We start from the raw sequence: 25484 nt of genomic DNA, 5'->3' as shown, positions 1-25484 counted from the left end.
GACGCCCTGCCCGTCGCGAACGACGGGCCGGGCCCGGCCGGAGGCGGCACCCTAGTAGCGCGACTCCTCGTAGTCGTCCCCGGTGAGGTCGATCGGATCCCGTTCGGCGTCCTCCTGGGCGCGCAGCCAGCGCCGGTAGGCGTGGTCCACCCGGTGCCGGCGTGATCCGGCCGTGATGAGCAGCAGGAAGATCGCGAGGGCGGCCACGAACGCGACGTTCACCGCGAACGGCTGCCCGAGCACACGCTCGACGGCGATCCACAGCAGGCCCCACGACGTGGCCGCGGCGACGGAGAGGCGTCCGCGGTCCGTGGAGCAGACCACGGCGGCGGTCATCAGGACCGCGATGATGCCGAGGACCGCCCACGCCCTGCCTCCCCAGCCGAACAGGTCCACGCCGCCGCCGGTGAGTACCGCGGCCGCGTTCGCCGCCGCGGCCACGAGCACCCACCCGAGGTAGAGGCCGATCGGGACGTCCACGAGCGCGCCCTCGAGCCGTGTCCGGTCGGGATGGTCGTTCATCGCGCTGACGGCCGCGAGCAGGGCGAAGAAGAGCAGCATGATCACGACGAGGCTCAGGGCGGCCAGTCCCGCCTGGGCGCTGAGGATCCAGGCGAGGTTCAGGAGCATCGACGCGGCGACGATCCAGCCCAGGCGCCGCTGGCGTCCGCTCCGGCGCTGCGACGGCAGCCACTGGAACACCGTGAAGGCCACGAGCCCGACATAGATGACACTCCAGATGGAGAAGGCCGACGACGACGGCGCGAGCAGCGTCGCGTCCGGGGCGAACAGGCCGCCCGCGGCGTCCCTGATCGACGGTCCGCCGAAGGCCCCGACGCCCGCCGCGGAGCCCAGGACGCAGGCCACGGCGGAGAGGGTGACGACGGTCTGCCGGACCAGGTCCGGGTCCCAGGTCCCCACGTGGCGTGCCGCGACGCTGCTGCCGCGACGGGCGGCCCGGTAGGTGGCATCCGCGGCGACCCTCGCCTTCCCGGCGGCGATGCGGAGCGTGTCCGCGGAGGCCCGGCCGGCGCCCTCGAGGCCCGAGCTGCCCCCTGAGCCGGTGCCTGAACCGGTGCCTGAGCCCGTGCCTGAACCGGTGCCTGAACCGGTGCCTGGGCCGGTGCCTGAACTCTGGCCGGGGCGGGCGCCTGCCGGTCCGGCCGTGGCGCCTGCCGCCCCCACGCCCGCGGGGACCCATCCGCGGGTGCGGCCGGGGGCAGGTCCCGGCCCGCCCGGCGCCGACTCCCGTCGGGGCGCCGGTTCCGCGGGTCGGGGCTGCGTCCCCGCCGGCTCGTCGTCGCGCACCGCCGCTGAGCGCGGCTGCGCCGCACGGAGGCGTTCGAGGACGCTCCTCGTGTCGGAGGACGGCTCGGCGGCAGGACTCTGGCGGGCGATCCTCGGCGGCCGGACCGGCTTGTCAGGAAGCCTGGGTCCCGGGGTCTTCGGGGTGCTCATGCGCTTTGGGGGCCTTCCGGTGTTTCTTCACGGCGATGGTTGCCGCCGTGATGGCTCCCACCAGCGTACCGACCGCCATCCCGAGCAGGGCGCTGACGCCCGCGGGCAGCCCGGTGGAGGCTCCTGCGACGAAACCGAGGCCCATGAGCCATGCGGTCCACAGCACCCCGCCGCCCGCCGCGGCGAGCATGAACGGCCGGAAGGGGAGTTCGGCGATCCCGGCGGCGGCCACGCTCGCGGTCCGCCCGCCGGGGAGGAAGCGGACCGCGACGACGGCGGCGTAGGTGGGCGAGGTCCCGGCCTTCTCGATGGCGCTACGCAGGCCGCGGTGGATGGAGCGGCCCCACCGGAAACGGTCGAGGAAGTGGGTGAGCCGGCGCCGGAACAGCAGGAAGATCGCGATGTCGCCGAGCCAGCTCCCGGCGAACGCCGTGAGGACGGCGAAGGGGAGCAGGAACCTGCTGTCGGACGACATGGTGCCGGCGCCGATCACGAGGAGTTCGGACGGCACCACGGGAAGGACGACGTCGACGAAGACGACGGCGAACATGACGAGGAGGTAGAGCGGTGCTGGGATGTCCGTTCCGGGCAGGTCCACCCTGCAAATCTACAGTCCGGGCGGAAGCCCCGGCCCCGGGCGGTCGGGGGAGCGGCGGTGGCTCAGGCGAATCCGCCCAGGGCGAGACCGGACTCGAACCGCCGGTCGGCGCCCGTGACCGGGTCGCGGAAGGCGATGCTGTGCGCGAGGAGCTGCAACGGGCGGGTGTAGTCGTCCGGAGCCTGCGGGTGCAGGACCGGGTAGAACGGGTCGTCGACGATGCCGAGCCCGAGCGACGCCATGTGCAGCCTCAACTGGTGCGTCTTCCCGGTGTGGGGCTGCAGCCGGTACAGTCCGCGGTCCCCGCGCTGCTCGAGCAGGCTGACCGTGGTGTGCGTGTTCGCGGGCCCCTCCACCTCCTGCGCCAGGAGGTAGGTGCGGGACTTCACGATCCGGCTCCGGACGTCGAGCGGCTCGGTGTCCAGGTGCAGCTCGGGGCGTACGGGCGCCACCGCGCGGTACTCCTTGCTGATGCGCCGGTTCTCGAAGAGCAGCTGGTACGCGCCCCGGGTCCCCGGCTCGACGGAGAACATGAGGATGCCCGCCGTCATACGGTCGAGGCGGTGCATGGGGATGAGGTCCGGGATGCCGAGCTCCACCCGCAGCCGGACCAGGGCGGACTCCGCGACGTACATCCCGCCGGGGGTGGTGGGCAGGAAGTGCGGCTTGTCGACGACGAGCAGGTGCTCGTCCCGGTGCAGCACGGACAGCTCGACGGGGAGCCGCTCCTCGACCGGGAGTTCCCTGTAGTACCAGACGAAGGTGTGCTCGCCCAGCGGCGTCGACCGCGTCAGGACCTCGCCGCCCAGCGCCACCACTTCGCCGCGGTCGAACCGCAGGCCGATGCCCTCGGGGTCCACGTGGTCGAACCGGTCGAGGATGTAGTCGAGCGCCGTCTCCCAGGGCCCCTCCGCGGGCAGCCGCAGCCGCGTCGCGTTGACCCCGTTCCGCACGGGCAGGGGTGAGCGCATCGCCATCACCGCATCACCCGCCCGTCGCCGTCCACCTGGTCAGGGTAGTGCCGCTCCAGCCGGCGTTCCCAATCGCGGCTGGCAGTGCGGGCAGTAGTAGAGCTCGCGCAGTTCGGTGTCCCGGTCGCCCAGCTGCTCGAGGGCCACGGGTGTCCCGCACCGCAGGCACCCCCGCCGCGACCGTCCGTACACCCAGAGCGTGTTGCCGCGCAGCTGTCCGGTGGTGGCCCGGGTGCTGCGAGCCTTGTTCGCCTCGAGGAGCTTCTTCGACAGTTCGACCATGCGCGGCAGGTTCGGCACCTCGCCGGTCGGCGTGAGCGGGTGGACGCCGGCCAGGAAGCACAGCTCGCACCGGTAGACGTTGCCGATTCCTGCGAGGTTCCGCTGGTCCAGCAGGGCCAGGCCGATGGGCCGCTCGGGCTGGTCGAGCAGCCGGCGCAGCGCCTCGTCCGGATCCCAGTCGGGCCCGAGCAGGTCGGGTCCGAGGAACCCGACGGCCTCCTCCTCCTCGGCGCGCGCGATCACGCGGAGCAACCCGAGCTCGAACCCCACGACGACGGCGTCCTCAGTCTCCAGGATGCACCGGGCCTTGAAGGCGGGCCGGCGCCACTTCTCCCCGTGGGCGTAGACGTGCCAGAGGCCCTCCATCTTGAGGTGCGAGTGGATGTCCCAGCCGTCGTCGCCCCCGCCGCGGATGAGCAGGTGCTTGCCACGCGCGACGGCCTCCTGCACGGTGTCCCCGGTGAAGTCCACGGTGGCGAAGCGGGGGACGCGGATGTCGCACCGCGTGAGGACCTTCCCGGCGAGGGCGCGGTGCAGCTCGCGGGCGGCCCGCCAGACGGTATCCCCCTCAGGCACGGATCCTCAGCCCCTTCGGCGTGGAGTGGAAGCCCGCGTCGGCGAGGGCGCGGCCGATGTCGGTGTCGAGGATCTCCCCGCCGTTCACCTTCTCGAGGGCCATCTTGTCGGCGGCACCCCGACGGATGATCGTGACCAGCGCCAGGGCGGCCGCTCGCAGCACCGCGGCGTCCTCGGTGAAGGTCAGCAGGGTCTTCCCGCCGCGCTCCACGTAGAGGGCGAGCGCGCCGTCGACCAGGACCACGAGGGCGCCCGCCTTCCGCCCGGCGCGGTGGCCGCCGTCGGCCTGCGGCCAGCTCAGCGCGGCGCCGTAGGGGTTGGCGGGATCGGTGGCCGCGAGCGCCACGGCCTTCAGGGGAGGGGTTTCGCCGCCGAGGACGTCCTGCGCGGTGGGCAGCTGGTTGTCCGCGCTGAACGTGCGCAGGCGGTCCACCGTGGCAGGAACGGCGAACTGGGCGGCGCCGAGGTGCTCGATGAAGTAGCCGCGCCGGCACCGGCCCATCTCTTCGAGGCGCGCCAGCACCTTGTACATGAGGCCGAAGCCTCCGGGGATGCCCTCCTGGCCGACGGCGCCGCGCGTGACCACCCCGTACCGGTCCAGCAGCAGCTCCGCCGTGGCATGGGCGTGCAGCGTCGTCTCCGCCTCCACCCCGGGCAGCATGTTCCACCGGCCGCCCGCCAGGGGAGGGGTGGGCCGCTGGTAGCTGCCGCCGTCGTCCGTGGCCGCGGCCAGGCGCATCGAGGCCCCGGTGAGTGACTTGCCCGGCGCCCGGCCGAGCCGCCCCGCCCGTGACGTCCGGGCGCGCGCCGGGACGGGCTTCTGCTTGTGGGCCGTCTTGCCGTGGGCCAGGAGCGCGCGCACCGGCGTGAAGGTGTCGTTGCTGATCCGGCCCGCCCAGACGAGGTCCCACAGCGCGGTCACGACGGCGGTGTCCGGCGTGGCCTCCTGCACGTCGAGCAGGTTGGTGAGCTGCCGCAGGAAGAACCCGCCACCGCCCGCCAGCAGGTCGAGCAGTGCCGTGTGGAGGGTGTTCGGCTCGAAGGCGGGATCCGGCCGCAGCGTCAGCGGAGCGTTCTCCGCGAGGTGCAGGGCGATCCAGCCGTCGTTGCCGGCGAGCGATCCTGCTCCGGACCACAGCACCTCGCCGCTCGCCGTCAGCTCGTCGAGCATGGCGGGCGCGTAGTTCGCCACGCGCTGCGCCAGGATGAGCGGCTCCCACGCCGAGGCGGGGATCGGTACACCCGAGAGCTGGTCGATGACGGTGATCACGCCGTCGAGTCCGCGCAGGCCGGAGCCGATGTGCTGCCAGGTGGGCAGGAACCGGCCGTAGGCGGCCGGGTCGACCGGCTCCACCTCCTGCCGGAGGGCGGCGAGCGAGCGGCGGCGCAGGCGGCGGAGCACCTCGGCGTCGCACCATTCGCTCGCGGCGGGTGGGTGGACGGTGATGGTCCCGGGCGCGGCACCCGAGGCCGCCGAGATGTCGAGGACGGGCACCGACTCCGTGGGGCGGAACTCGCCCTCCACCACGCGCCCGGCGCCGGCGAGACGCTGCAGGGAGCCGGCGACGACGGCGACGCCGAGACCCAGGCGGGCCGCGGCCTCGGCCGCGGTGAACGGCCCGTGCGTGCGGGCGTAGCGGCCCACGAGATCGCCGAGCGGGTCGGTGACCGGCTCGATGAACGCCAGCGGGATGCCCATGGGCAGCGGGACGCCGAGGGCGTCGCGCAGGCGTGCGGCGTCCTCGACGGCGGAGATCCGCTCGATGCCGGCGATGTGCACGGTCAGTGCACGGTTCGTCTTCACCAGGGCTGCGACGTGCCGGGCGACGATCTCGACCGACGCGCGGCCGGGCGCGGGGGCCGGGGCGGCGGCCATCAGCATCTCGTCCGAGGGGTCCTCGTCGGCGGACACATCGGCGGATGCGATTACGGGCGACGTGCCGGCAGCGGACGGGTCGGGGACGGCCGCGAGTGCGGGCCGGTCGTCCGCGGGGGCCTCGAGCCGCTCGGCGATCTCCTCGACGGTGAGCGGTCCGAGCAGGCGCAGGAGGTCCGCGACGCCCTCGAGCCCCCGCGCCAGGCGGTCCGGCCGGAGGCGCTGCAGTTCGAGTTCCGTCTCGGCGATGACCCGCGCGTCGAGCAGTTCCCGCAGCTCCGCCCGGCCGAGCAATTCGTTGAGGAGCGTGGGGTCGAGGGAGAGCGCCGCCGCCCGGCGTTCGGCCAGGGGGGAGTCGCCCTCGTAGAGGAAGGACGCCACGTAGCCGAACAGCATGGACCGTGCGAAGGGCGAGGGCTGCTGCGTGGTGACCTCGACGATGCGCAGCTCCCGGCGCTCGATCGAGGCCGCGAGCTCCTTGAGCGCGGGCAGGTCGTAGACGTCCTGCAGGCATTCGCGCACGGTCTCGAGGACGATCGGGAACGTCGGGTACTTCTTGGCGACGTCGAGCAGCTGCGCCGACCGCTGCCGCTGCTGCCACAGCGGCGAGCGCTTGCCCGGGTTCTGCCGCGGCAGCAGGAGGGCGCGGGCGGCGCACTCCCGGAACCGCGAGGCGAAGAGCGCCGAGCCGCCCACCTCGGCGGTGACGATGTCGTCGAGCTCCTCGGGGTCGAACAGGAAGAGGTCGGCGCCGGGCGGTTCGTCCTCCATGAGCGGGACCCGCAGCACGATGCCGTCGTCGGAGGCCATCGCGGCGCCGTCCATGCCGTAGCGCTGCTCGAGCCGGGCTCCGACGGCGAGCGCCCAGGGCGCGTGCACGGGCATGCCGAAGGGGCTGTGCAGCACCACGCGCCAGTCGCCGAGCTCGTCGTGGAACCGCTCGACGACGAGCGTGCGGTCGCTGGGGACCACCTCGGTGGCCTCGCGCTGCTCCGTCAGATAGGTGATGAGGTTGCCGGACGCCCACGCGTCGAGGCCGATCCTCTCGCACCTCTCCTGCGCCTTCTCCGGCGTGGACCCCGACATCTCCCGGTTGAAGGCGCCGAGGGCGCGGCCGAGCTCCACGGGCCGGCCGAGGGAGTCGCCCTTCCAGAACGGGAGCTTGCCCGGCTGCCCGAAGGCGGGGGAGACCAGGACGCGGTCGTGCGTGATCTCCTCGATCCGCCAGCTGGTGGCCCCGAGGGCGAAGACGTCGCCCACGCGCGACTCGTACACCATCTCCTCGTCGAGCTCGCCGACGCGGCGCCCGCCCGCGCGCGGCCCCTCGCCCTCGGACCCGACGAGGAACACCCCGAAGAGCCCGCGGTCGGGGATGGTGCCGCCGGACGTGACGGCCAGGCGCTGCGCCCCGGGCCGGCCGGTGATGGTGCCCTCCACGCGGTCCCAGATGATGCGCGGGCGCAGTTCGGCGAACTCGTCGGACGGGTACAGGCCGGCGAGGAGGTCGAGGGTCGCGTCGAACGCGGACCGCGGGAGGGTGGCGAACGGCGCGGAGGCCCGGACGACGTCGAACCACTCCTCGACGTCGATGGTGCCGAGCGCCGCGGCGGCGACGGTCTGCTGCGCCAGGATGTCCAGCGGGTTGGTGGGGATGTAGAGGGGTTCGATCTGCCCGGCGAGCATGCGTTCCACGGTGACCGTCGTGTTGATGAGGTCCCCGCGGTGCTTGGGGAACAGGACGCCCTGCGAGACCTCGCCCACCTGGTGGCCGGCGCGGCCCACGCGCTGCAGGCCGCTCGCCACCGAGTGCGGGGACTCGACCTGCACCACGAGGTCCACCGCGCCCATGTCGATGCCGAGCTCGAGCGAACTCGTCGCCACCACGCAGCGCAGGCGCCCCGACTTGAGGTCGTCCTCGATGAGCGCGCGCTGGTCCTTCGACACCGACCCGTGGTGGGCGCGGGCGAGGAGCGGCTCGGCACCGTTGCTCTGCCCCGCCTGCGCCATCATCTGGGCCGGGGTCGCCGTGGTGTGCGCGAACGACGGCGCGGCGGGCTCGACGGCGGCCGGGTCGCCGCCCGCGGCCCACACGGCGTCGCGCTCGCGGCGTTCCGCATGGATCTCGTTGAGGCGTGCGGTCAGGCGTTCGGCGAGCCGCCGCGAGTTCGCGAACACGATCGTGGCGCGGTTCTGCTCGATGAGGTCGACGATCTTCTCCTCGACGTGCGGCCAGATGCTCGCCTGCGGCACGGCGTCGCCGTCGTCGTCGGTGTTGGCTGCCGCCCCGCCGAGTTCCGTCATGTCCTCGACGGGCACGGTGACGGTGAGGTCCCACTGCTTCTTCGACGGCGGCGCGACGATCTCCACGGGCGCGTTCCCGGACAGGAAGCGGGCCACCGTCTCCTTGGGCTCCACCGTGGCGGAGAGGCCGATGCGCTGCACGGGCTTGTCCAGCAGTGCGTCGAGGCGGGCCAGGGACACCGCGAGGTGCGCGCCGCGCTTGGTGCCCGCGACGGCGTGGACCTCGTCGATGATGACGGTGTCCACCTCCATCAGGGTCTCCCGCGCCTTCGAGGTCAGCATGAGGAACAGCGACTCGGGCGTGGTGATGAGGATGTCCGGCGGCCGCGTGAGCATCGCGCGCCGCTCGGCCTGCGGGGTGTCGCCGGACCGGACGCCGACGGTGATGCTGGGCGCGGGCAGTCCGAGGCGCTTGGCCGTCTGCGTGATCCCGATGAGCGGGGCCCGCAGGTTCCGCTCGACGTCGACGCCGAGGGCCTTCAGGGGTGAGATGTAGAGCACGCGGGTGCTGCGCTTCGGTTTCGCCGGGGCCTTCCGGCCCTTGGCCGGCGCCGGAGCGTCGGGCTCGGGATCACCGCCGCCCTCACCCGAGGCGATCAGCCGGTCCAGCGCCCAGAGGAAGGCCGCGAGCGTCTTGCCCGAGCCGGTGGGTGCGACGACGAGGGCGTTCGACCCTGCGGAGATGGCGGCCCAGGCGCCCTCCTGGGCGGGCGTGGGCTCGGAGAAGGCCCCGGCGAACCACTCGTGCGTGGCCGGGGTGAACCTCGTCAGTACCTGCGTCACCTCCTCATCATGCCCCAGCCCACCGACACTCGGAGGAGGCCGCCGCACCGCAGGCCTGCTCCCGCGACGGGCCGTCGGGGAGTAGGTTTCAGGGAGGGCTGCGCCGTGCGGCCGGGGAGGAGCGGTCATGACAGCCGCGGCGCCGGATCCCCGGCGCGGGCACGTGTCCAACAACTGGCTGCCCGTGGCGGGCGTGGGGTCCCTCTTCCTCGGCGGCGGGGCGGCGGGGCTCGCCTTCGACGGCGACACGGGCCGCATGGCCGTCTACTTCCTCGCGGGCACGCTCGTCCTCGTCGTGCTGACCACGCCGTGGCTCGTCCGCCATCCGCCCGCGATGAATGCCACGGCGGGCTCCTACCTGGTGCTCGCCGTCGTCGTCGAACTCGGGGCGCTCCTGGGCGGGGCCGTGGAGGCCTTCCGGGGGCTCGGAGCCTGGGTGGTGCTGGGGATCGGCCTCGCGGTGTACGGACACCTCGAGCGGGGCCGCGTCCTGGTCACCGCCGGGGCGGGGACCGCACTGCTGGGCGGTGTCGCCGTCGCCGCGAAGCGGCCGTGGCTGACCCTGGTGCTCACGCTGGCCACCGCCGCCCTGCTCGTGTTCGCCGCCTGGCGGCTCCGGCTGCTGGGGTCGAGCCCGGCCGTCGCTGCAGCCGGCAGCACCGGCCGCCGGGTCGGGTCGTCGGGGCGGGCCGCTTGAGCGGGTCGCTCGCCGGATCCGCTCCGACGGGCCGCTAGGACGCGGGCTGCAGCGTCCCGACGGTCATCAGCACCACGGAGGCCGCGGAGCAGGCCGGGATCTCCTGCGGCAGGACGAGCGAGTCGGTGGCTCCGGGCGGGTACACGCGCAGCCCGACAGCCGGGACGAGGAGGCACTCCGCGCCGTAGTTCTGCGCGTTGGTCTGCCGCAGGGTCGTGGTCGTCGAGGCGCCCGGGGCGAGGGACACGAGGGTCGACGCCGAGCCGTCGCGGTCAGCGGGTGCCCCGATCTGGGCTCCGGCCACGTCCACGTAGGACACCCCCGGGAAGCCGTCCACCGTGCACTCCTGCCCGGAGGCGTTGGTCAGCACGAGCGTGCGGTAGATGCTGCCCGCGGCGCCGCCGCCGGGCTGCTCCTGGATGCTCCCGGTCAGCTGCGCTGCCGTGCAGGTGCCGATCGCGGCGGGCGGCGCGGCCGAAGCGGTGGGCGAGGGCGCGTCCGCCGTCGGAGCCGTCGACGCCGAGGGCGATGCGGAAGCGGACGGAGCCGCGGACGGAGCCGCCGACGGAGCGGCCGGAGCCGACTCCGAAGCGGATGGAGCTGCCGACGCCGATGCGGACGGGGCCTCCGACGCCGAAGCGGACGGGGCTGCGGACGGGGCCGCGGACGACGGTGCAGCCCCTCCGGCATCGGTCCCGGACGACGTGCAGCCGCTCACGGCCAGTAGTGTTCCGGCAGCCGCAGCGGCCATGGTCCAACGCTTGCTCCCCAGCAGACTTGTCATGCCCTCACCCTACGTCCGCGATCCCGGAGCGCCAGTAGGTGGGCACGGCCGTACCGCGATCGTTACCTGCGCCGTCGTCCTCTGCGGGCCCGGCCCTACTCGTGGTGGTACGCGCGCCCGCCGGCGATCTCCTGGGCGCGGTACACCTGCTCGGTGAGGATGAGGCGGACGAGCTGGTGGGGGAAGACCAGCGGCGAGAGGGACCAGACGAAGTCGGCGCGCTGGTGCACCCGGGGGTCCACGCCGTAGGCGCCGCCGATGATCACGGTGACGCTGCGCGAAGCCTCGAGCGGTCCCAGGAGGGTGCGGGAGAGCGTGGGCGAATCGATGGCCCGTCCGCGCTCGTCGAGGAGGATCACGTAGTCGGTGCCGAGCCGGGCGAGCAGCCGCTCGGACTCTTCGCGGCGGGCGGCGTCGTGCTCACGCGCCGAGTGGTTGATGAGCTGCCAGGAGAGGTCGAACGGCTTCTTCAGGCGTTTCCCGTAGCGCTCTATGCCGTCGGACACCCAGCCCTCGTGCTTGCGGCCCACAGCGAGCACCCGGATTGCCATGGCCTCAGGTTATCGTCCCGCGGCAGGGCCGGCGCGGTAGCGGCGGGCCAGGAGGCCAGTGCGGGAGGAAGGTACGGGAAGGCCGGGAGAAAGGCACGGGGAGGGCCCGGGAAAGCCCGTGAAAGGCCCCGTCCAGGTGAACGCCGGACGAACACGAGGCAAAGAACAAGCGCTTGCACAAGGAGTTCGCCGGCCGAAGTTTTCCTGCCCGGCCCCCGGAAACCATCAGTACGCTGACGGAATCCCCCGAAGAACCACGAATCGTACGAAGGAGGCGGCAATGTCGACCATCACCGACCGAATGGACGCACCGAGCACAGCGGGCAATGAGGCACGCCCCCGACGACGAACCGTCGGCGTCATCCTCGCCGGTGGCATCGGCACGCGCATGGGCCTCGAGATCCCCAAGCAGCTCGTCCCCGTGGCGGGCCGCACGAGCCTCGAGCACACCGTCGACATCTTCCAGCAGTGCCCCTTCATCGACGAGATCATCGTGATGATGGACCCGGGGACCATGGACCGCGCCGAGCGCCTCGTGACGAGCGACCGTTTCCCCAAGCTCTCGGGACTGCTGCCCGGCGGGCGCGACCGCAACGAGACCTCGTACCTCGCGCTGCGCGAGATCGCGACCCCGGGTTCCAAGGTGGTCTTCCACGACGCCGTCCGTCCGCTCGTGGACCCCTCCATCATCCGGGCCTGCGTCGATGCCCTGGACACCTACGACGCCGTCGACACCGGCATCCCCTCCGCGGACACCATCATCGAGGTGGACGAGCACGACATCATCCGCGCCGTCCCGCCGCGGGCGTCCCTCCGCCGCGGCCAGACGCCGCAGGCCTTCCGGTGGGACACCCTGATGGAGGCCTACGGGCACGCGCACGCCGATCCGGACTTCGCCGCGACGGACGACTGCTCGGTGGTCCTGAAGTACAGCCCGGACGTCCCGATCATCGTGGTGCCGGGCCACGAGGCCAACATCAAGATCACGCACCCCATCGACATCCACCTGGCCGACAAGCTGTTCCAGCTCAAGCACCAGCACTCCGACCCGGTGCCGTTCGCCGCGTCCTCGCTCCGCGGCGCCGTCGTCGTCGTGTTCGGCGGCAGCTCCGGCATCGGCGGCGAACTCGGACGGCAGCTCGAGGACGAGGGCGCGCATGTCGTCTCCCACAGCAGGACCGGCAGCGGCACCTTCGTGGAGGACCGCGACTCCGTCTCGCGCGCCCTGGCCGGTGCCGCGGCCGAGTACGGGCGGATCGACCATGTGGTGCTCACCGCGGGCGTCCTGACCATCGGCGACCTCGTGGACCTCAGCGACGAGCAGCTCCAGCACGACGTCGGCGTCAACCTCATGGCCGCGTTCGTCGTCGCGCAGGAGTCCCACTCCTACCTGGCGTCCTCCCGGGGCTCGCTGCTGCTGTTCTCGTCCAGCTCCTACACCCGCGGCCGCGCCCAGTACACGGTGTACTCGGCCACGAAGGCGGCGCTCGTCAACCTGACCCAGGCGCTCGCCGACGAATGGAGCAGCGACGCCATCCGGGTCAACTGCATCAGCCCGAGCCGCACGGCGACGCCCATGCGCGAGAAGGCGTTCGGCCGCGAGGACGAGACCACCCTCGTGCAGGCCGGGGACGTCGCCCGCGTCTGCGCCTCGGTCCTCGCCTCCGACATCACGGGGCAGGTGTTCGACGTCCGCCTGCTGCACGTCGATCCGCTGCCCACCCAGTTCGAAAGCGTCCGGTGAGGGCGGGGCCCCTCACAGCCGACGCACGGCGGCTGGTGATCCCCGATGCCCGCATCCCCTCGGGGGATGCCTTCTCCGTCCTGCTCGGCGGCCGCCGCATCTGGACCGTCCGTGCGCCGGAACCGGGCGACGACGGCGCCCTCACCCTGCCGTGGCCGCCCTCCCTCGCCGAACGCCTCACGGGCCGGGCGCGACTCGCGGTGGAGCACGCGGGCCGTGAGGTCGCCGCGGCGACCGTGGCCTTCGACGACGACCCGTCGGACTTCGGCCTGAACGAGCCCGGCACCGGGATCCCCCAGGTCGTCAACAAGTGGGGGCGCATCGCCCGGTCCTTCGAGGGCCGGGACGCCGTGCTGATCGAGCAGGTCCTCGACGAGGCCGAGCGCCTCATCGAGGTGCTGCACCGGACCGTCGGCATCGACCTGTTCGTCACGGGCGGCACGCTCCTCGGACCCGTCCGCAACGGGCGCATCCTCCCGCACGACGACGACGCCGATCTCGCGTACCTCAGCACCGCCACCAACCCGTCCGACGTCGTCCTCGAGAGCTTCCGCATCGAACGGACGCTCGCGGAGCAGGGGTACGAGACGGTGCGTCACTCGAGCGGCCACCTGCAGCTGATGTTCCCCGGCGGCACGGTGTCCGACCGTTTCTACCTCGACATCTTCACCTACTTCGAGTGCGACGGCTGGTTCTACGGGACCTTCCACGCCCGCGAGCCGGCGGAGACGGTCACCATCCACCCGCTGAAGCCGCTGTCCGTGAACGGCCGGCTGCTGCCGGGCCCCGCCGAGCCCGCGCAGCTCCTCGCCGCGATCTACGGCCCCTCCTGGGAGGTGCCCGACCCGACGTTCGCCTTCCTCACGCCGCCCGCCGCGTTCCGCCGGTACTACTGGTGGCTCAACCACTTCGACATCGACCGCGAGAACTGGGAGGACCACCACCGCGCCGAGATCGAGGCGGGCCCCGGCCGGGTGCCGTCGGGCCTCGCCGTCGCCGCCGCGGAGCAGCTGCCGGCATCGTCGACCGTGCTGGACCTCGGGTGCGGCCTCGGCGCGGACGCCCGCTACCTGGCCGACCGCGGCCACCGGGTCCTCGCCGTCGACTACAGCCGGCCGGCGCTCGCCTGGGCGAAGGAGCACCTCGCGCACGACGGCGCCGTGACCTTCGAACGGGCGAACCTGGCCATGGCCCGCCACGCGCTGCACCTGCGGAAGCGGTGCGCGGAGCTCGACACGACGGTGCACGTCCACGCCAACCACCTCTTCAACGCGCTCACCCCGCTCGGCTGGGACACCACGCTGATGCTTCTCAAGCATCTGCTGGCGGCGCCCGGGAGCACCGCGTTCCTCGAGGTCGGGGTGGCCGGTACGGAGGGGTCGGGGAGCTGGGTCGAATACGGGCCCGTGGACTGGACGAGGTTCCGAGAACAGCTGCGCCGGTACTCGCTGAGTGCCGAGGAGCAGGACGACGACGGAGCAGGTGCGGCGACGAGCCGGCGCGTGCTCGTGAGGAGGGAGAGGGCATGACAGACACGACCCAGACCGCGGCCCGGGACGTGGAGCTGCAGTCCGCGGGACCGGAAGGGCTCGCGGAGCAGTTCCTGGCGCTCCGTGCCGAAGTGGAGCAACTGCGGGCGGACGTCGTCCGGCTCGACGGCGAACTCGACGAGTCGCGCCGCCTGAACCTGCGCGCGGCCGAGCTGCTCGACATCGTCTACGAGGAACTCGGCGCTCGCCGTACCCCGTCGGAGGGCGCACCGTGAGCCCCCAGGGCGGGGAGAAGCCGCCGCTGCAGATCATCGGGGGCTTCGAGAGCACCTTCATGCCTGCGCACGACCGGGACATCTTCGAGACCACGGAGCACGACACCCGCTGGCGCGAGGACCTGGACCTGCTGTCGAGATCGGGCATCACGCGCCTGCGCTACCCCGTCCGGTGGCACCGCATCGAGGAGGCCGAGGGCGTCTTCGACTGGTCCGCCACGGACGAGGTGCTCGGCTACCTGCACGAGCACGGCTTCCGCCCCATCATCGACCTCGTGCACCACACGAGCTACCCCCGCTGGCTGACCGACGGCTTCGCCGACGCCCGCTTCGGCGAGGTGTACCTCCGCTACGCGGAGGCCTTCGCCCGCCGCTACCCCTGGGTCGAGGAGTACACGCTCTTCAACGAGCCGTTCGCCACGCTCTTCCTGTGCGGCCACGAGGCCATCTGGCCTCCGTACCACTCCGGGCTGCAGGGGTTCGTGGACCTCCTCGTCAACGTGCTCCCGGCCGTCGCCGCGGCCGGCAACCTCTACCGCGAACTGCTGCCCGACGCCCGGCACGTCTGGGTGGACACCTGCGAGTTCCACACGGGCTCCGACGAATCCGGGCGGCGGTACGCGGACATGGCCAACGACCGCCGCTTCCTCGCCCTCGACGCCTTCCTGGGCCGGGGCTACGACGTCGACAGCCAGCTCGGACGCGACCTCGCCTCCGTCGGCGGTGAGCGCCTGCTCGCCCTGCCCGCCGGGACGGTCGACGTGTTGGGCCTCGACTACTACGCGCACTGCCAGTGGAACTTCTCGGTGGCGGGAGGGACGGCGCCCACCCCCACCCCGCTGCCGCTGGCCGACCAGATCGAGCAGTACTGGGAGCGCTACGCCCTGCCGTGCATGCTCACCGAGACCAACGTCCGCGGCCGCACCTCGGACCGGGCCACCTGGCTCAAGTACGTGCTCGAGCAGTGCGAGGAGGCCCAGGCACGCGGCGTCGCCCTCGAGGGCGTGTGCTGGTTCCCCGTCGTCGACTCCACGGACTGGAACTCGCTGCTCTTCCGATGCGAGGGCCACGTGGACCCGGTCGGCGTGTACTGGCTCGACGAGGACCTCGAGCGGCGCGACTCGGTGATGTCGACGTCGTACGCGCTCGCGGCCGGGGGAGTGCGCTCCGTCGAGCTCCCCGCCTACCTCCTCGGTGAACCTGTGGCCACCTGGCTGCAGGGTTACCGACAGCAGATGTCCCACTGGGACTGGCAACAGCCCCCCGGGACCGATCTCGGCTCACGTCTTCCCCGAACGACAACACGAATGGAATTGAGGATCGTCGATGCAAAGTGAACTCATCGTCTTGTCCCACCTGCGGTGGGAATGGGTCTGGCAGCGGCCTCAGCAGCTCGTCTCCCGCCTGAACCGGGCGCCGGGACGCAAGACCTGGTTCGTCGAGGAACCCCTCACCCCGCCGGACGTCGAACTGACGGAGAACCGGCTGGGGACCACGGACATCGACGGCCTGACGCGCGTCTACCTGGAGATACCGGAGCAGGGCCGGCACGTGGGCTTCTTCGACGAGGTCATGCCCGACTACGTGGCGCAGCTGCCCCAGCTCCTCGGCCCGCCCACGGGTGACCGCGTCGTGTGGATCTACACGCCCCTGGTGCTGGAGGCCGCCCTCGCCCTCGAACCGACCACGCTCGTGTTCGATGTCATGGACGACCTCGCGGCGTTCAGGAACGCGGCCCCCGAACTGCTCGTGCGGCAGCGCCAGGCGCTGAAGAGGGCCGACGTCGTCTTCGCCGGCGGCCGCTCGCTGCACCGGTCGGTCGTCAAGCAGGGCCGGGAGGACGCCCACCTGGTGCCCAGCGGCGTGTCCGTGGAGCACTACGCGGCAGCGGCGCGGGCAGCGGATCCCGATCGCAGCAATCCGGTCGCCGGCTACGTCGGCGTGCTGGACGAGCGGCTCGACCTCGACCTCGTCGCGGGCCTCGCCGAGCGCCTGCCCGAGTGGGAGATCCGGATGATCGGCCCTCTCTGCAAGATCGAGGAATCGGACCTCCCGCAGGCACCCAACATCACCTACTACGGCCAGCAGGACTACAAGGACCTGCCGGGGCACATGGCCGAGTTCGACGTCGCCCTCATGCCGTTCGCCCTCAACGAGGCCACGAAGTCCATCAGCCCCACGAAGACGCTCGAATACCTGGCGTCCCGGCTGCCCGTGGTCTCCACGCGTGTGCCCGACGTCGTCGCGGACTTCCCCGGCGTCATCGAGCTGCAGGACGACGCCGACGGCTTCGCCGCCGCCTGCGAGGCGCTGAGGGGCCGGGCCGGCGAACCGCCGTCGCCCGAGCTGCGCAAGCTGCTCAGGCGCCATGACTGGGACAGGATCGCCGAGCTCATGGACAGGACCGTGTTCGACCAGGAGCGGTCGGCGCCGGAGCGCGTCGCCGCCGAGGCGACCGCCTAGCACCCATGCCGACCCCTGACAGGCGGGAGGATGCTCCGGTGTCCCGCGAGCATCCTCCCGCCGACCATCTCCTGCTCCATTTCAGCGACACCCACTTCGTGGCCCACGGGCCGCTGTACGGGGGCGTGGACGGCCGGGAACGGCTCGCCCAGCTCCTGGCGGAGGTCGGACGGTCGGGTGTGCGCCCGGACGCGCTCGTGTTCACGGGCGACCTCGCGGACAAGGGCGACCCCGACGCCTACGCGGTGCTGCGCGACCTCGTCGAGCCCTTCGCCGACCGGCTGGGCGCCCCGGTGATCTGGCTGACGGGCAACCACGACAAGCGGTCGGCCTTCCGCGCGGCGCTGCTCGGCGAACCGCCGGAGGACACCCCGCTCTACCGGAGCTACCTGCTGGGCGGGCTGCGCGTCATCGCGCTCGACACGTCGGTGCCGGGGTACCACCACGGCGAGCTCGACGACGCCCAGCTCGCCTGGCTGGAGGACGAACTGTCCCGGCCCGCGCCCGAGGGCAGCATCCTCGCCCTGCACCACCCGCCCATCCCGATGGTGCAGGACCTCGCGGTGCTCACCGAGCTGCGGCGGCAGGACCGGCTCGCGGAGGTCGTGGCGGGTTCGGACATCCGTCTGATCCTCGGCGGCCACGTGCACTTCCCGTCGTCGTCGCTGTTCGCCGGGATCCCGGTGTCCGTCGCCTCGTCCACCTGTTACACCCAGGACCTCAACGTGCCGGCGGGCGGCATCCGGGGGCACGACGGGGCGCAGAGCTTCAACCTCGTCCACGTGTACCCGCACACGGTCGTGACGTCGGTGGTGACCATCGGGTCCTACCCGACGGTGGGGGAGTACATCGCGCCGGAGGAGGCCCGACGGCGCCTGGCGGCGGCCGAGGGTAACGCCCGGACGCGGCGCTGAGCGGGCGGCACCGACCGGCCGGGTTCAGCGGTCCGCGTCCTCGCGGGACGTGATGCCGAAGCTCGGGGACTGCAGCTCGGGGATGTTCCCGACGGTGGCGCGTACCGTGCACTGCGGCCTGATTTGCAGAGCCGTGACCGTGAGCCCCGAACTGTCGACGGCGAGCGCCCCGCCGCACCCGTCGGGGAACCGCACCCCATCCTCGCCGCCTGCAACCGCGGCGAACATGAGCGACGGCCTGCCCGATGCCGGACTGGCGTAGAGCGGGTTCGATCCGTCCGGGCCACCGGCCCACACGGGGATGAGCGGGGCTCAAGCCCAGGACCTCCGCTTCACATGGACGACGGCCCGAGTGCCGGTGCCCGGGCGTAGGGTGGAAGGCTGACGAAAGGAGCACTTCATGAAGAAAATCCTCATGGTTCTGACCAGCGTTTCCGAGATCGGCGACACGGGGGAGAAGACCGGCTACAACGTGGCCGAGGCCGCCCACCCCTGGAAGGTGTTCAAGGACTCCGGGCACTTCGTCGACTTCGCCTCCATCCAGGGCGGCCAGCCCCCGCGCGACGAGGTGGACACGGCAGATCCCGTGCAGGTCGCCTTCACGGAGGACGAGACCACGCGCGCCGGTCTCTACAACACTGCCCGCGTGGACGTCATCGATCCCGCCCAGTACGACGCCGTCTACCTCGTGGGTGGCCACGGCACCATGTGGGACTTCCCGGACAGCGAGGGACTGCAGAAGCTCGTGGCAGGCGTCTACAACGCAGGCGGCCTCGTGGGCGCGGTCTGCCACGGACCCGCCGGGCTGGTGAACGTGGAACTGGACAACGGGTTCCGCCTCGTCGAGGGCCGCAAGGTGGCAGCTTTCACCAATGACGAGGAGGTCGCCGCAGGAAAGGACAAGGTCATCCCCTTCTTCCTGGCGGACCGACTCGAGGAACAGGGCGCGACGCACGTCTCCGCCGGTGTCTTCGAGGAGAAGGTCGTCGTCGACGATCGGCTCGTGACCGGCCAGAACCCGGCCTCGGCAGCGGGCGTGGCCAAGGAGATGGAGAAACTCTTCGCGGTGGTCATCCATCAGGAGAAGGCCGAGGAACAGCACGAGACCGAGGCCCTGCGCGCCGAGAAGGATGCGATCAAGGCTGCCGCGACGAGCGACGAGGGCTGAGCCCGGACGGATTCGTCGGGGAGCCGCGGCGTTCGCTCCGCGGCTCCCCGACGAGGGTTCATGCTCCGGTTGAGCCGGAGGGGCGGACCGCCCTCGGGGCCTGAGTGAGATCGGCCGGGGTGTTCCCCTGGAAGGCTCCGGTTCCCCTGGAAGCAGAGGGAACCGGGGCCTTCCGCTGTGCCCGGGAGGGGATCCCCGGGCGGGGTCCGATCAGCTCAGGACAGCCGTGGCCTCTGTCTCGACGAGGAGGGCGGGGACCCGGAGCGCCTGGACCCCGATGACCGTGATGGGCGGCAACGGCGAGGTGAAGCCTTCGGACGCCTGGGCGCGCGCACTACCCGCCCGGAGGTCGTCAGCAGTGTCCGGCGTCCAGCCGACGACGTGGAGGGTCAATCGGGCGATGTCCCCGACGTGGCCCCTGCGCCCCTCACGCCCGTCGCGACATTGCGCAGCGCGGAGTGGACCTGGCCCGTCGGATCCTCTGCGGTCGGTATGCCGGCGGGCGTCACTCCCACCTGTCCTGCGAGCAGCAGGAACCGCGTTCCCGTCGCCACGGCGACCGGCACGTCGTCGGCCTGCTGCAGCGGACCGTCAGGATGGCGGAGGTGCACTCGCCGTCGTGAGCGACGAGGGAGCCGTGCAGCCCCTCGCCGAGCGGTGTGACGTACCGCTCCTCCTGGGCCCTTGACCCTGTTCCTGGCACACCCTCTTCAATGGTCAGCACCTGGAATAATCCAGCCCGACACAGCGCTCTTGACCCCACAGTTAAGGCGTGGTATATGGCGGCGGAGTAATCACCATCCGTCGCGGAAGAGACGAAGGAGAACAGCGTGGACAACCCGTATGAAGGAATCAGGGATTGGGTGCAGCAACTGCCCGAGCTGGTTCAACCCCTCGGCGTCGGTGTCGCCGGCATGGTTCCTTATATCGAGGGCGAGGGAGCCGCAGGCATCGGCATCATCCTCGGGATCAATCCGGTCGTGGCGGCCCTCGCTGCCATGATCGGTAACTTCCTGAGCGTGCTCGCCGTCGTCACCGTCAGTTCGCGTATCCGCGAGAAGGTCGTGGTCGGCCGCGGGAACGGGCGCGAGGCGCCCGGTCCCGCAGCTGCCGCTCCATCGGCGCGGCGCGTGAAGGGGCAGCGCCGCCTGCAGGGCTGGCTCTCCCGGTTCGGCGTGCCGGGCGCGAGTCTCCTCGCTCCGCTTGCACTGCCCACGCAGCTCACTGCCGCGTTCTTCGCAGCATCCGGGGTCCGGAAGGAGCGGGTCCTGCTCTGGCAGGCGATCGCCATCATCCTGTGGACCGGCGGTATCGCGGCTCTTGCGACAGGACTCGTCGGATTCCTGGGCTGGTGACGGACGTCGGAGGGTCTTCGGCCGGTGGGACGATGGGTTTCCCACGGGCCGGTTGACGGACAGCAGACACAGCAGATGAACCACCGGACGAGGACGCGGAAGGAGGAACGAGAATGGCGTGGAGCACCCGCGAGATCGCCGAGCTGGCGGGAACGACCGTGAACACCGTTCGCCATTACCACCAGGTCGGGCTGCTGGAGCAGCCGGACAGGATGTCCAACGGCTACAAGCAGTACCAGGTCAGGCATCTGGTCCGCCTCCTGAAGATCCGCCGCCTGCGGGATCTCGGCGTCCCGCTCGACCAGATCGACGACGTGGCCCTCGAGGGCGACCCATCGTTCGAGGCGCTGAGGGCGATCGACGCGGACCTCGCCGTGAGCATCGAGAGGCTGCAGCGCGCCAGGGCGGAGATCCAGGCGATTCTTCAAGGGTCCTCGGTGACGGGCGTCCCGGCAGGATTCGAGGATGTGGCGCCTCGACTGTCCGAGCCGGACCAGTCGCTGATGCTGATCTACTCCCAGCTGTACGACGACGACGCGATGCAGGACCTACGCACCATGATCCGGCAGGATCCGGAGTCGCCGAGCAGGGAATTCGACGCGCTGTCCCCCGACGCCGACGAACCAGCACGCGCCGAACTCGCCGAGCGCTACGCGCCGACCATCGCCGATGCCATCAGGGGCTACCCGTGGCTCACGGAGCCCGGGAAGCACCTCTCCAAGAGTCTGGAGGTCACTCGGACCACGGTCGTCGAGTCGCTCACGGCGCTGTACAACCCGGCGCAGCTCGACGTCCTTGCTCGGGCAAGCGTCCTTGCCGGCGAACTCCTCAAGAAGGAACAGGGCGCCAAGGACGATTCGCCGCCCTGACTCCGGCCGCGGCACCCACGCTCTGTCGGAGCCTCGGTCAACGCCACATCCCGCCGTCGAGCCGGCCTCCCGCTCGTAGTCATCCGGTTGGTTGAGAGCGGACCGCCTCGGCGAACGGCGTCTCCCCTCGCGTCGGTTCCAGGATCCGTCTGTTGATGGAGGGTGGTACAGGAGTTCGACCAGCAGCGCATGCGCGCCGCGATGGGCATCTCAACTGCTCCGATCCCATGTGATCCGTTGCCGGCCTGACAGAAGGCTGCCATTCTTGGCGAATCAAACTTCCGACAGTGCACGAAAGGAAGAGACGATGCCGCTCTATCTGTCGAAGTTCAGCTACACACCGGAGACCTGGGCGAGGCTGATCGGCAACCCCGAGGACCGCGGAAAGGCCGCCCAGGCGTACATCGAATCGGTAGGCGGGAAACTCCACGGATTCTGGTACGCCTTCGGCGCCCACGACGGCTACAACCTGTGGGAGGCTCCCGACAACGTGTCGATGGCCTCGGTCGCGCTGGCGATCAGCGGAGGCGGCGCACTGAGCTCGTTCGAAACGACGGTCCTCCTGACCGTCGACGAAACCATGGAAGCCATGCGGACAGCCGGGCAGATCAAGTACCGGTCTCCCGGCACCTGACAGTGGAGCGCTCAGTCCGCCGGCTGGGAGTTCCGAAGCAGAACTGGAAGACGGCACGCGCACCATCAACGCCGGCGCCGCCTGTTCGATCCCCGCCGGTCATGATGCCTGGGTCGGGGACGAAGCGACGTTCGTGGGGTACGAGGTCATGAGCGCGGCCGTCCGGGCCGAACCTGCCTGATTTCTCGGAGGACACCTCCTGAGGAAGGTGTTCCACGCGCCGCGCGCTCGCCGCCGTCGACATCGAGGCCGCGGCTGTCCTGAGCCGACCGGGCCAGGCTCCGCGATCCCCTCCTGCGCAAAGCGAAAGGCCCCGGTTCCCCCTGCTCGAAGGGGACCGGGGCCTCGCTGGGTGGCGGTGACGGTGGGATTTGAACCCACGTTGGCTTTTACACCAAACAACATTTCGAGTGTTGCACCTTCGGCCGCTCGGACACGTCACCAACGCCACTACGTTACCGGGTCCGGCGCCCGAGACCCAAAACGGGTCCGGTGCCTACGGGAGGTCGACGACGTCGTTCTTCCCGACGTCCGGCTTGGAACCCGTGACGAGGCCCTTGACCATCTTCACGGCCGAGACCACGCGCGGCGCGTCCATGGACCAGTACTCGGCGGTGTCGGCGTCCACGTGGATGAGGGCCACGGAGGGATCGTCCCGTCCGTCCTCGAACCACGCGGACACCGACGGGCTCCACAGCTCGTCGATCTTGGCCTGGTCCTTCGTCAGGGTGGCCGTGCCCGCGATCGAGACGTAGCCCTTGCCCGTGCTCGCTGAGACGTTGACCTGCGGGTTGGCGCGGATCTCATCGGCCTTGGGGGAGGGGTCCTCCGTGAAGAACCAGAGGTCGCCGTCGAAGTCCTTCGCCTGCAGGGCGAGCGGCCGGCTCACGAGCTGGCCGCCGAGGCTCACCGTGGTGAGGATCGCGATGTCGGCCTTGTCGAGGATGTCCTGTACTTCCTTCAAACCGTCCTGCTGGTCTGCCACGTCTGCTCCTTCTCGAGGGGTCCTGCGTATTTCATCAGCCTACGCAGTGTCAGGGGGTGCCGGAACCGGAGCGCTGCGCGGCGAAGAACTCCCTGAGCAGTGCGGCGCACTCGTCCTCGCGCACGCCCGCGACGACCTCCGTCCAGTGATTGAGCCGCCGCTCGCGCAGGACGTCGAACACCGATCCCGAGGCTCCGGCCTTCTCGTCCCACGCCCCGAACACCACGCGGGGGATGCGGGCGAGGACGGAAGCCCCCGCGCACATGGCACACGGTTCCAGGGTCACCACCAGCGTGCAGCCCTCGAGCCTCCACGCGCCCAGCCGGCGGGCGGCGGCGCGGATGGCCTGCACCTCGGCATGCGCCGTCGGGTCCCCGAGTTCCTCGCGCTGGTTCCAGCCCATTCCCAGCACCTCACCGTCGGGGCCGACGACGACGGCGCCGATCGGCACGTCCGCGCTCGGGCGCGCCAGTTCTGCCGCCTCCAGGGCCAGCGCCATCCACGCCTCGTGCTCGGGATCCACGGGCTGCAGGGCGGGGTTCATGGGCTCAATGGTACTTTTGAGGAATGCGAGTACTGGTAGTCGACCACCCCCTGGTAGCCCACAAACTCACGGTTCTCCGGGACAAGGAGACGTCGTCGCCGGTGTTCCGCCTCCTCACCGAGGAGCTCGTCACCCTGCTGGCGTACGAGGCCACGCGCGAGGTCCGCGTCGAACCGGTGTCCATCGAGACTCCCGTCACCGCAACCCAGGGCACGGGGCTCGTGAAGCCCACGCCGCTCGTGGTCCCCATCCTCCGTGCCGGCCTCGGGATGCTCGAGGGCATGACGCGCCTCGTGCCGACGGCCGAGGTCGGCTTCCTGGGCATGGCCCGCAACGAGGAGACCCTCGAGGCGATCACCTACGCGGAGCGGCTGCCGGACGACCTCACGGGACGCCAGGTCTTCGTGCTCGACCCGATGCTGGCCACCGGTGGGACGCTGCGCGAGGCCATCAAGTTCCTGTTCGCCCGGGGCGCCGCCGACATCACCTGCATCTGCCTGCTCGCCGCGCCCGAGGGACTCGCCACGCTGCAGGAGGAGCTCGAGGGCCGCAACGTCACGATCGTCCTCGCCTCGATCGACGAGAAGCTCAACGAGAAGTCGTACATCGTGCCGGGCCTCGGAGACGCGGGAGACCGCCTCTACGGCGTCGTCGGCTAGCCCGGGTCCCCCCGGCGGGGACCCGGGCAACAACTTCCGCCCTCGCGTCAAGGGGTTGCGCGAGCGCGTGCGAGCGACTGCAATGGTGCGATGGCGACGGACAGCGGCACGACAGAAGCGAGTGCGCAGGGCGGACTGAAGCGGGCGATCGGGGCTCCGCTCCTCTTCGCCTTCATCGTCGGCGACACCCTCGGGGCCGGCATCTACACGCTGGTCGGCACCATGGCCAACGACGTCGGGGGCGTGATCTGGCTGCCGCTGCTCATCGCGCTGGTCGTGGCGCTGCTGACCGCGGGGACCTACGCGGAGCTCATCACCAAGTACCCGCACGCCGGTGGCGCGGCGCGGTACATCGACCGGGCCTTCGGCATCCCCTATCTGTCGTTCCTCGTCGGGTTCCTCATGATGGCATCGGGCATCACCACGGCCGCGGCCCTGGCGAACGCCTTCGCCGGTGACTACCTGGCCGCACTCATCGACGTACCGTCCGCTCCGGCGGCCGTGGTCTTCATCATCCTGCTGACGCTGATCAACCTCCGCGGCGTCCGGGAATCCCTGACCGCCAACCTCGTCGCCTCGATCATCGAGGTGACCGGCCTCGTGCTCGTCATCGTCCTCGCCGCCGTCGTGCTCGGCAGCGGCAACGGTGAGCCGGGCCGGCTCCTCGAGTTCGCGCCGGACGTGCCCCCGCTGGAGGGCGCCTTCGCGGCGTCGGTCATCGCCTTCTTCTCGTTCCTGGGGTTCGAGGCCGCCGCCAACATGGCGGAGGAGGTCCGCGACCCCTCGAAGGCCTACCCCCGGGCCCTCTTCGGCGCCATCGGCACCGCGGCCGTCGTCTATCTCCTGATCGCTCTCGGCGCGGTCATCGTCCTGCCGCCCGCGGAGCTCGCCCAGTCCACCGGGCCCCTGCTCGACGTCGTGAATGCCAGCGGTGCGGGCATCCCGTCCTGGCTGTTCAGCCTGATCGCACTGATCGCCATCGCCAACGGCGCCCTGCTGTTCATGGTGATGGCCAGCCGCGTGGGCTACGGACTGGCGGAAGCCGAACTCCTCCCGCGGGCCTTCGCGCGTGTGCTGCCGAACCGGCGTACGCCCTGGGTCTCCATCGTCGTCGTCGCCGGTCTGACCATCGTGCTGACCCTCTTCGGGGACCTCGCCACCCTCGCCGAGACCACCGTGCTCCTGCTGCTCCTGGTGTTCATCTCGGCCAACGTCAGCGTGCTCGTGCTCAAGAAGGACAAGGTGGAGCACTCCCACTTCTCGGCCCCGCGGATCGTGCCGATCCTGGCCGTCATCGCCAGCATCGCGCTGCTCACCCAGCAGACCGGCGTCGTCTGGCTCGGCGCCATCGCCTACATCGTCGTCGGGTCGGTGCTGTTCCTGGCGGCCCGCGCCGGACGGAAGCGCGAGGCGCGCGTCTCGCAGTAGCGGAGCCGCCGGCGTCGCCACGTCGCCGTCCGCCGCGTCTCGCATGGCGGACAAAGTTCCTTTGTTACTTGTGCGTAGG

General features: G+C 71.2%; 25 protein-coding genes and 1 tRNA gene. 13 read left to right on the top strand and 13 right to left on the bottom strand.

Annotated elements, in window-relative coordinates; genetic code table 11:
• Positions 1-51: 51 nt before the first annotated feature.
• From ACX80K_RS14145 to ACX80K_RS14125, 5 genes are all read right to left on the bottom strand, one after another.
• Positions 52-1458 (bottom strand): hypothetical protein, encoded by a 1407-nt coding sequence (locus tag ACX80K_RS14145; RefSeq protein WP_459272532.1) that lies wholly within the window; start codon positions 1456-1458, stop codon positions 52-54.
• The gene (locus ACX80K_RS14140) at positions 1421-2056 is read right to left on the bottom strand and encodes a DedA family protein (RefSeq protein ID WP_459272531.1); all 636 of its coding nucleotides are present in this window, start codon (positions 2054-2056) and stop codon (positions 1421-1423) included. The genes ACX80K_RS14145 and ACX80K_RS14140 overlap by 38 nt, the downstream gene beginning before the upstream one ends.
• Before the next feature lie 62 nt (positions 2057-2118).
• Positions 2119-3027, bottom strand: a complete 909-nt coding sequence (locus ACX80K_RS14135; protein ID WP_459272530.1) for an RluA family pseudouridine synthase — start codon at positions 3025-3027, stop codon at positions 2119-2121.
• A 39-nt stretch (positions 3028-3066) separates the two neighbouring features.
• Entirely contained in the window at positions 3067-3885 is an 819-nt protein-coding gene (locus ACX80K_RS14130; RefSeq protein WP_459272529.1) for a DNA-formamidopyrimidine glycosylase family protein, read from the bottom strand.
• The gene (locus ACX80K_RS14125) at positions 3878-8893 is read right to left on the bottom strand and encodes an Lhr family ATP-dependent helicase (protein ID WP_459272528.1); all 5016 of its coding nucleotides are present in this window, start codon (positions 8891-8893) and stop codon (positions 3878-3880) included. Before ACX80K_RS14125 ends, ACX80K_RS14130 begins: the two co-directional genes overlap by 8 nt.
• A gap of 79 nt (positions 8894-8972) precedes the next feature.
• Here ACX80K_RS14125 and ACX80K_RS14120 point away from each other — a divergent pair, with 79 nt between their 5' ends.
• Positions 8973-9542, top strand: a complete 570-nt coding sequence (locus ACX80K_RS14120; RefSeq protein WP_459272527.1) for a hypothetical protein — start codon at positions 8973-8975, stop codon at positions 9540-9542.
• A 34-nt stretch (positions 9543-9576) separates the two neighbouring features.
• Here ACX80K_RS14120 and ACX80K_RS14115 read toward each other — a convergent pair whose 3' ends face one another.
• Together ACX80K_RS14115 and ACX80K_RS14110 are read right to left on the bottom strand one after the other, a co-directional pair.
• Positions 9577-10326: a DUF4232 domain-containing protein gene (locus tag ACX80K_RS14115; protein WP_459272526.1), complete on the bottom strand. Its 750-nt coding sequence runs from the start codon at positions 10324-10326 to the stop codon at positions 9577-9579.
• Between the two features lie 95 nt (positions 10327-10421).
• Entirely contained in the window at positions 10422-10877 is a 456-nt protein-coding gene (locus ACX80K_RS14110) for a 23S rRNA (pseudouridine(1915)-N(3))-methyltransferase RlmH (RefSeq protein ID WP_459272525.1), read from the bottom strand.
• 280 nt (positions 10878-11157) lie between these two features.
• Between ACX80K_RS14110 and ACX80K_RS14105 the strand changes: the two genes are divergently transcribed.
• From ACX80K_RS14105 to ACX80K_RS14080, 6 genes are read left to right on the top strand one after another with little or no spacing between them, the layout of a single operon-like run.
• Positions 11158-12621: an SDR family NAD(P)-dependent oxidoreductase gene (locus ACX80K_RS14105; RefSeq protein ID WP_459272524.1), complete on the top strand. Its 1464-nt coding sequence runs from the start codon at positions 11158-11160 to the stop codon at positions 12619-12621.
• Positions 12618-14150, top strand: coding sequence for a methyltransferase domain-containing protein (locus ACX80K_RS14100; protein ID WP_459272523.1), 1533 nt, complete (start codon positions 12618-12620; stop codon positions 14148-14150). The genes ACX80K_RS14105 and ACX80K_RS14100 overlap by 4 nt, the downstream gene beginning before the upstream one ends.
• Positions 14147-14386 carry a hypothetical protein gene (locus ACX80K_RS14095; protein ID WP_459272522.1) on the top strand — a complete coding sequence of 80 codons (240 nt, stop codon included), beginning with the start codon at positions 14147-14149 and terminating at the stop codon, positions 14384-14386. Before ACX80K_RS14100 ends, ACX80K_RS14095 begins: the two co-directional genes overlap by 4 nt.
• Positions 14383-15723: a family 1 glycosylhydrolase gene (locus tag ACX80K_RS14090; protein WP_459272521.1), complete on the top strand. Its 1341-nt coding sequence runs from the start codon at positions 14383-14385 to the stop codon at positions 15721-15723. Before ACX80K_RS14095 ends, ACX80K_RS14090 begins: the two co-directional genes overlap by 4 nt.
• Positions 15713-16849 (top strand): glycosyltransferase, encoded by a 1137-nt coding sequence (locus ACX80K_RS14085; protein ID WP_459272520.1) that lies wholly within the window; start codon positions 15713-15715, stop codon positions 16847-16849. Before ACX80K_RS14090 ends, ACX80K_RS14085 begins: the two co-directional genes overlap by 11 nt.
• A 38-nt stretch (positions 16850-16887) precedes the next feature.
• The gene (locus ACX80K_RS14080) at positions 16888-17763 is read left to right on the top strand and encodes a phosphodiesterase (RefSeq protein WP_459272519.1); all 876 of its coding nucleotides are present in this window, start codon (positions 16888-16890) and stop codon (positions 17761-17763) included.
• 24 nt (positions 17764-17787) lie between these two features.
• On the opposite strand, the gene ACX80K_RS14075 is transcribed toward ACX80K_RS14080, so the two are convergent.
• Complete coding sequence (locus ACX80K_RS14075) at positions 17788-17991, bottom strand: hypothetical protein (protein ID WP_459272518.1); 204 nt, start codon at positions 17989-17991, stop codon at positions 17788-17790.
• 172 nt (positions 17992-18163) lie between these two features.
• On the opposite strand from ACX80K_RS14075, the gene ACX80K_RS14070 reads away from it, so the two are divergent.
• Positions 18164-18931, top strand: a complete 768-nt coding sequence (locus tag ACX80K_RS14070; RefSeq protein WP_459272517.1) for a type 1 glutamine amidotransferase domain-containing protein — start codon at positions 18164-18166, stop codon at positions 18929-18931.
• A 210-nt stretch (positions 18932-19141) separates the two neighbouring features.
• Here the strand turns inward: ACX80K_RS14070 and ACX80K_RS14065 are convergent, their stop codons facing one another.
• Positions 19142-19324, bottom strand: coding sequence for a hypothetical protein (locus tag ACX80K_RS14065; RefSeq protein WP_459272516.1), 183 nt, complete (start codon positions 19322-19324; stop codon positions 19142-19144).
• Positions 19321-19542, bottom strand: a complete 222-nt coding sequence (locus ACX80K_RS14060; RefSeq protein ID WP_459272515.1) for a hypothetical protein — start codon at positions 19540-19542, stop codon at positions 19321-19323. The genes ACX80K_RS14065 and ACX80K_RS14060 overlap by 4 nt, the downstream gene beginning before the upstream one ends.
• A 219-nt stretch (positions 19543-19761) precedes the next feature.
• On the opposite strand from ACX80K_RS14060, the gene ACX80K_RS14055 reads away from it, so the two are divergent.
• The 3 genes from ACX80K_RS14055 (at position 19762) to ACX80K_RS14045 (ending at position 21789) form a co-directional block, all read left to right on the top strand.
• On the top strand, positions 19762-20286 hold the full coding sequence (locus ACX80K_RS14055; RefSeq protein WP_459272514.1) for a small multidrug efflux protein: 525 nt from the start codon (positions 19762-19764) through the stop codon (positions 20284-20286).
• Between the two features lie 113 nt (positions 20287-20399).
• Positions 20400-21155 (top strand): MerR family transcriptional regulator, encoded by a 756-nt coding sequence (locus ACX80K_RS14050; protein WP_459272513.1) that lies wholly within the window; start codon positions 20400-20402, stop codon positions 21153-21155.
• Positions 21156-21462: 307 nt separating this feature from the next.
• Entirely contained in the window at positions 21463-21789 is a 327-nt protein-coding gene (locus tag ACX80K_RS14045) for a GYD domain-containing protein (RefSeq protein ID WP_459272512.1), read from the top strand.
• A gap of 353 nt (positions 21790-22142) precedes the next feature.
• Here the strand turns inward: ACX80K_RS14045 and ACX80K_RS14040 are convergent.
• From ACX80K_RS14040 to tadA, 3 genes are all read right to left on the bottom strand, one after another.
• Positions 22143-22232: transfer RNA gene (locus tag ACX80K_RS14040), tRNA-Ser, on the bottom strand.
• 53 nt (positions 22233-22285) lie between these two features.
• The gene (locus ACX80K_RS14035) at positions 22286-22774 is read right to left on the bottom strand and encodes a pyridoxamine 5'-phosphate oxidase family protein (RefSeq protein WP_459272511.1); all 489 of its coding nucleotides are present in this window, start codon (positions 22772-22774) and stop codon (positions 22286-22288) included.
• 49 nt (positions 22775-22823) lie between these two features.
• Complete coding sequence (gene tadA / locus ACX80K_RS14030; RefSeq protein ID WP_459272510.1) at positions 22824-23318, bottom strand: tRNA adenosine(34) deaminase TadA; 495 nt, start codon at positions 23316-23318, stop codon at positions 22824-22826.
• A gap of 23 nt (positions 23319-23341) precedes the next feature.
• On the opposite strand from tadA, the gene upp reads away from it, so the two are divergent.
• Both upp and ACX80K_RS14020 read left to right on the top strand, forming a co-directional pair.
• Complete coding sequence (upp, locus tag ACX80K_RS14025; RefSeq protein ID WP_459272509.1) at positions 23342-23977, top strand: uracil phosphoribosyltransferase; 636 nt, start codon at positions 23342-23344, stop codon at positions 23975-23977.
• Between the two features lie 90 nt (positions 23978-24067).
• Entirely contained in the window at positions 24068-25405 is a 1338-nt protein-coding gene (locus tag ACX80K_RS14020) for an APC family permease (RefSeq protein ID WP_459272508.1), read from the top strand.
• Positions 25406-25484 lie beyond the last annotated feature (79 nt).

It is taken from the genome of Arthrobacter sorbitolis (assembly GCF_054510995.1).
Note: the sequence above shows the minus strand (reverse complement) of the source record. Positions and strands in the feature narration are given on the sequence as shown.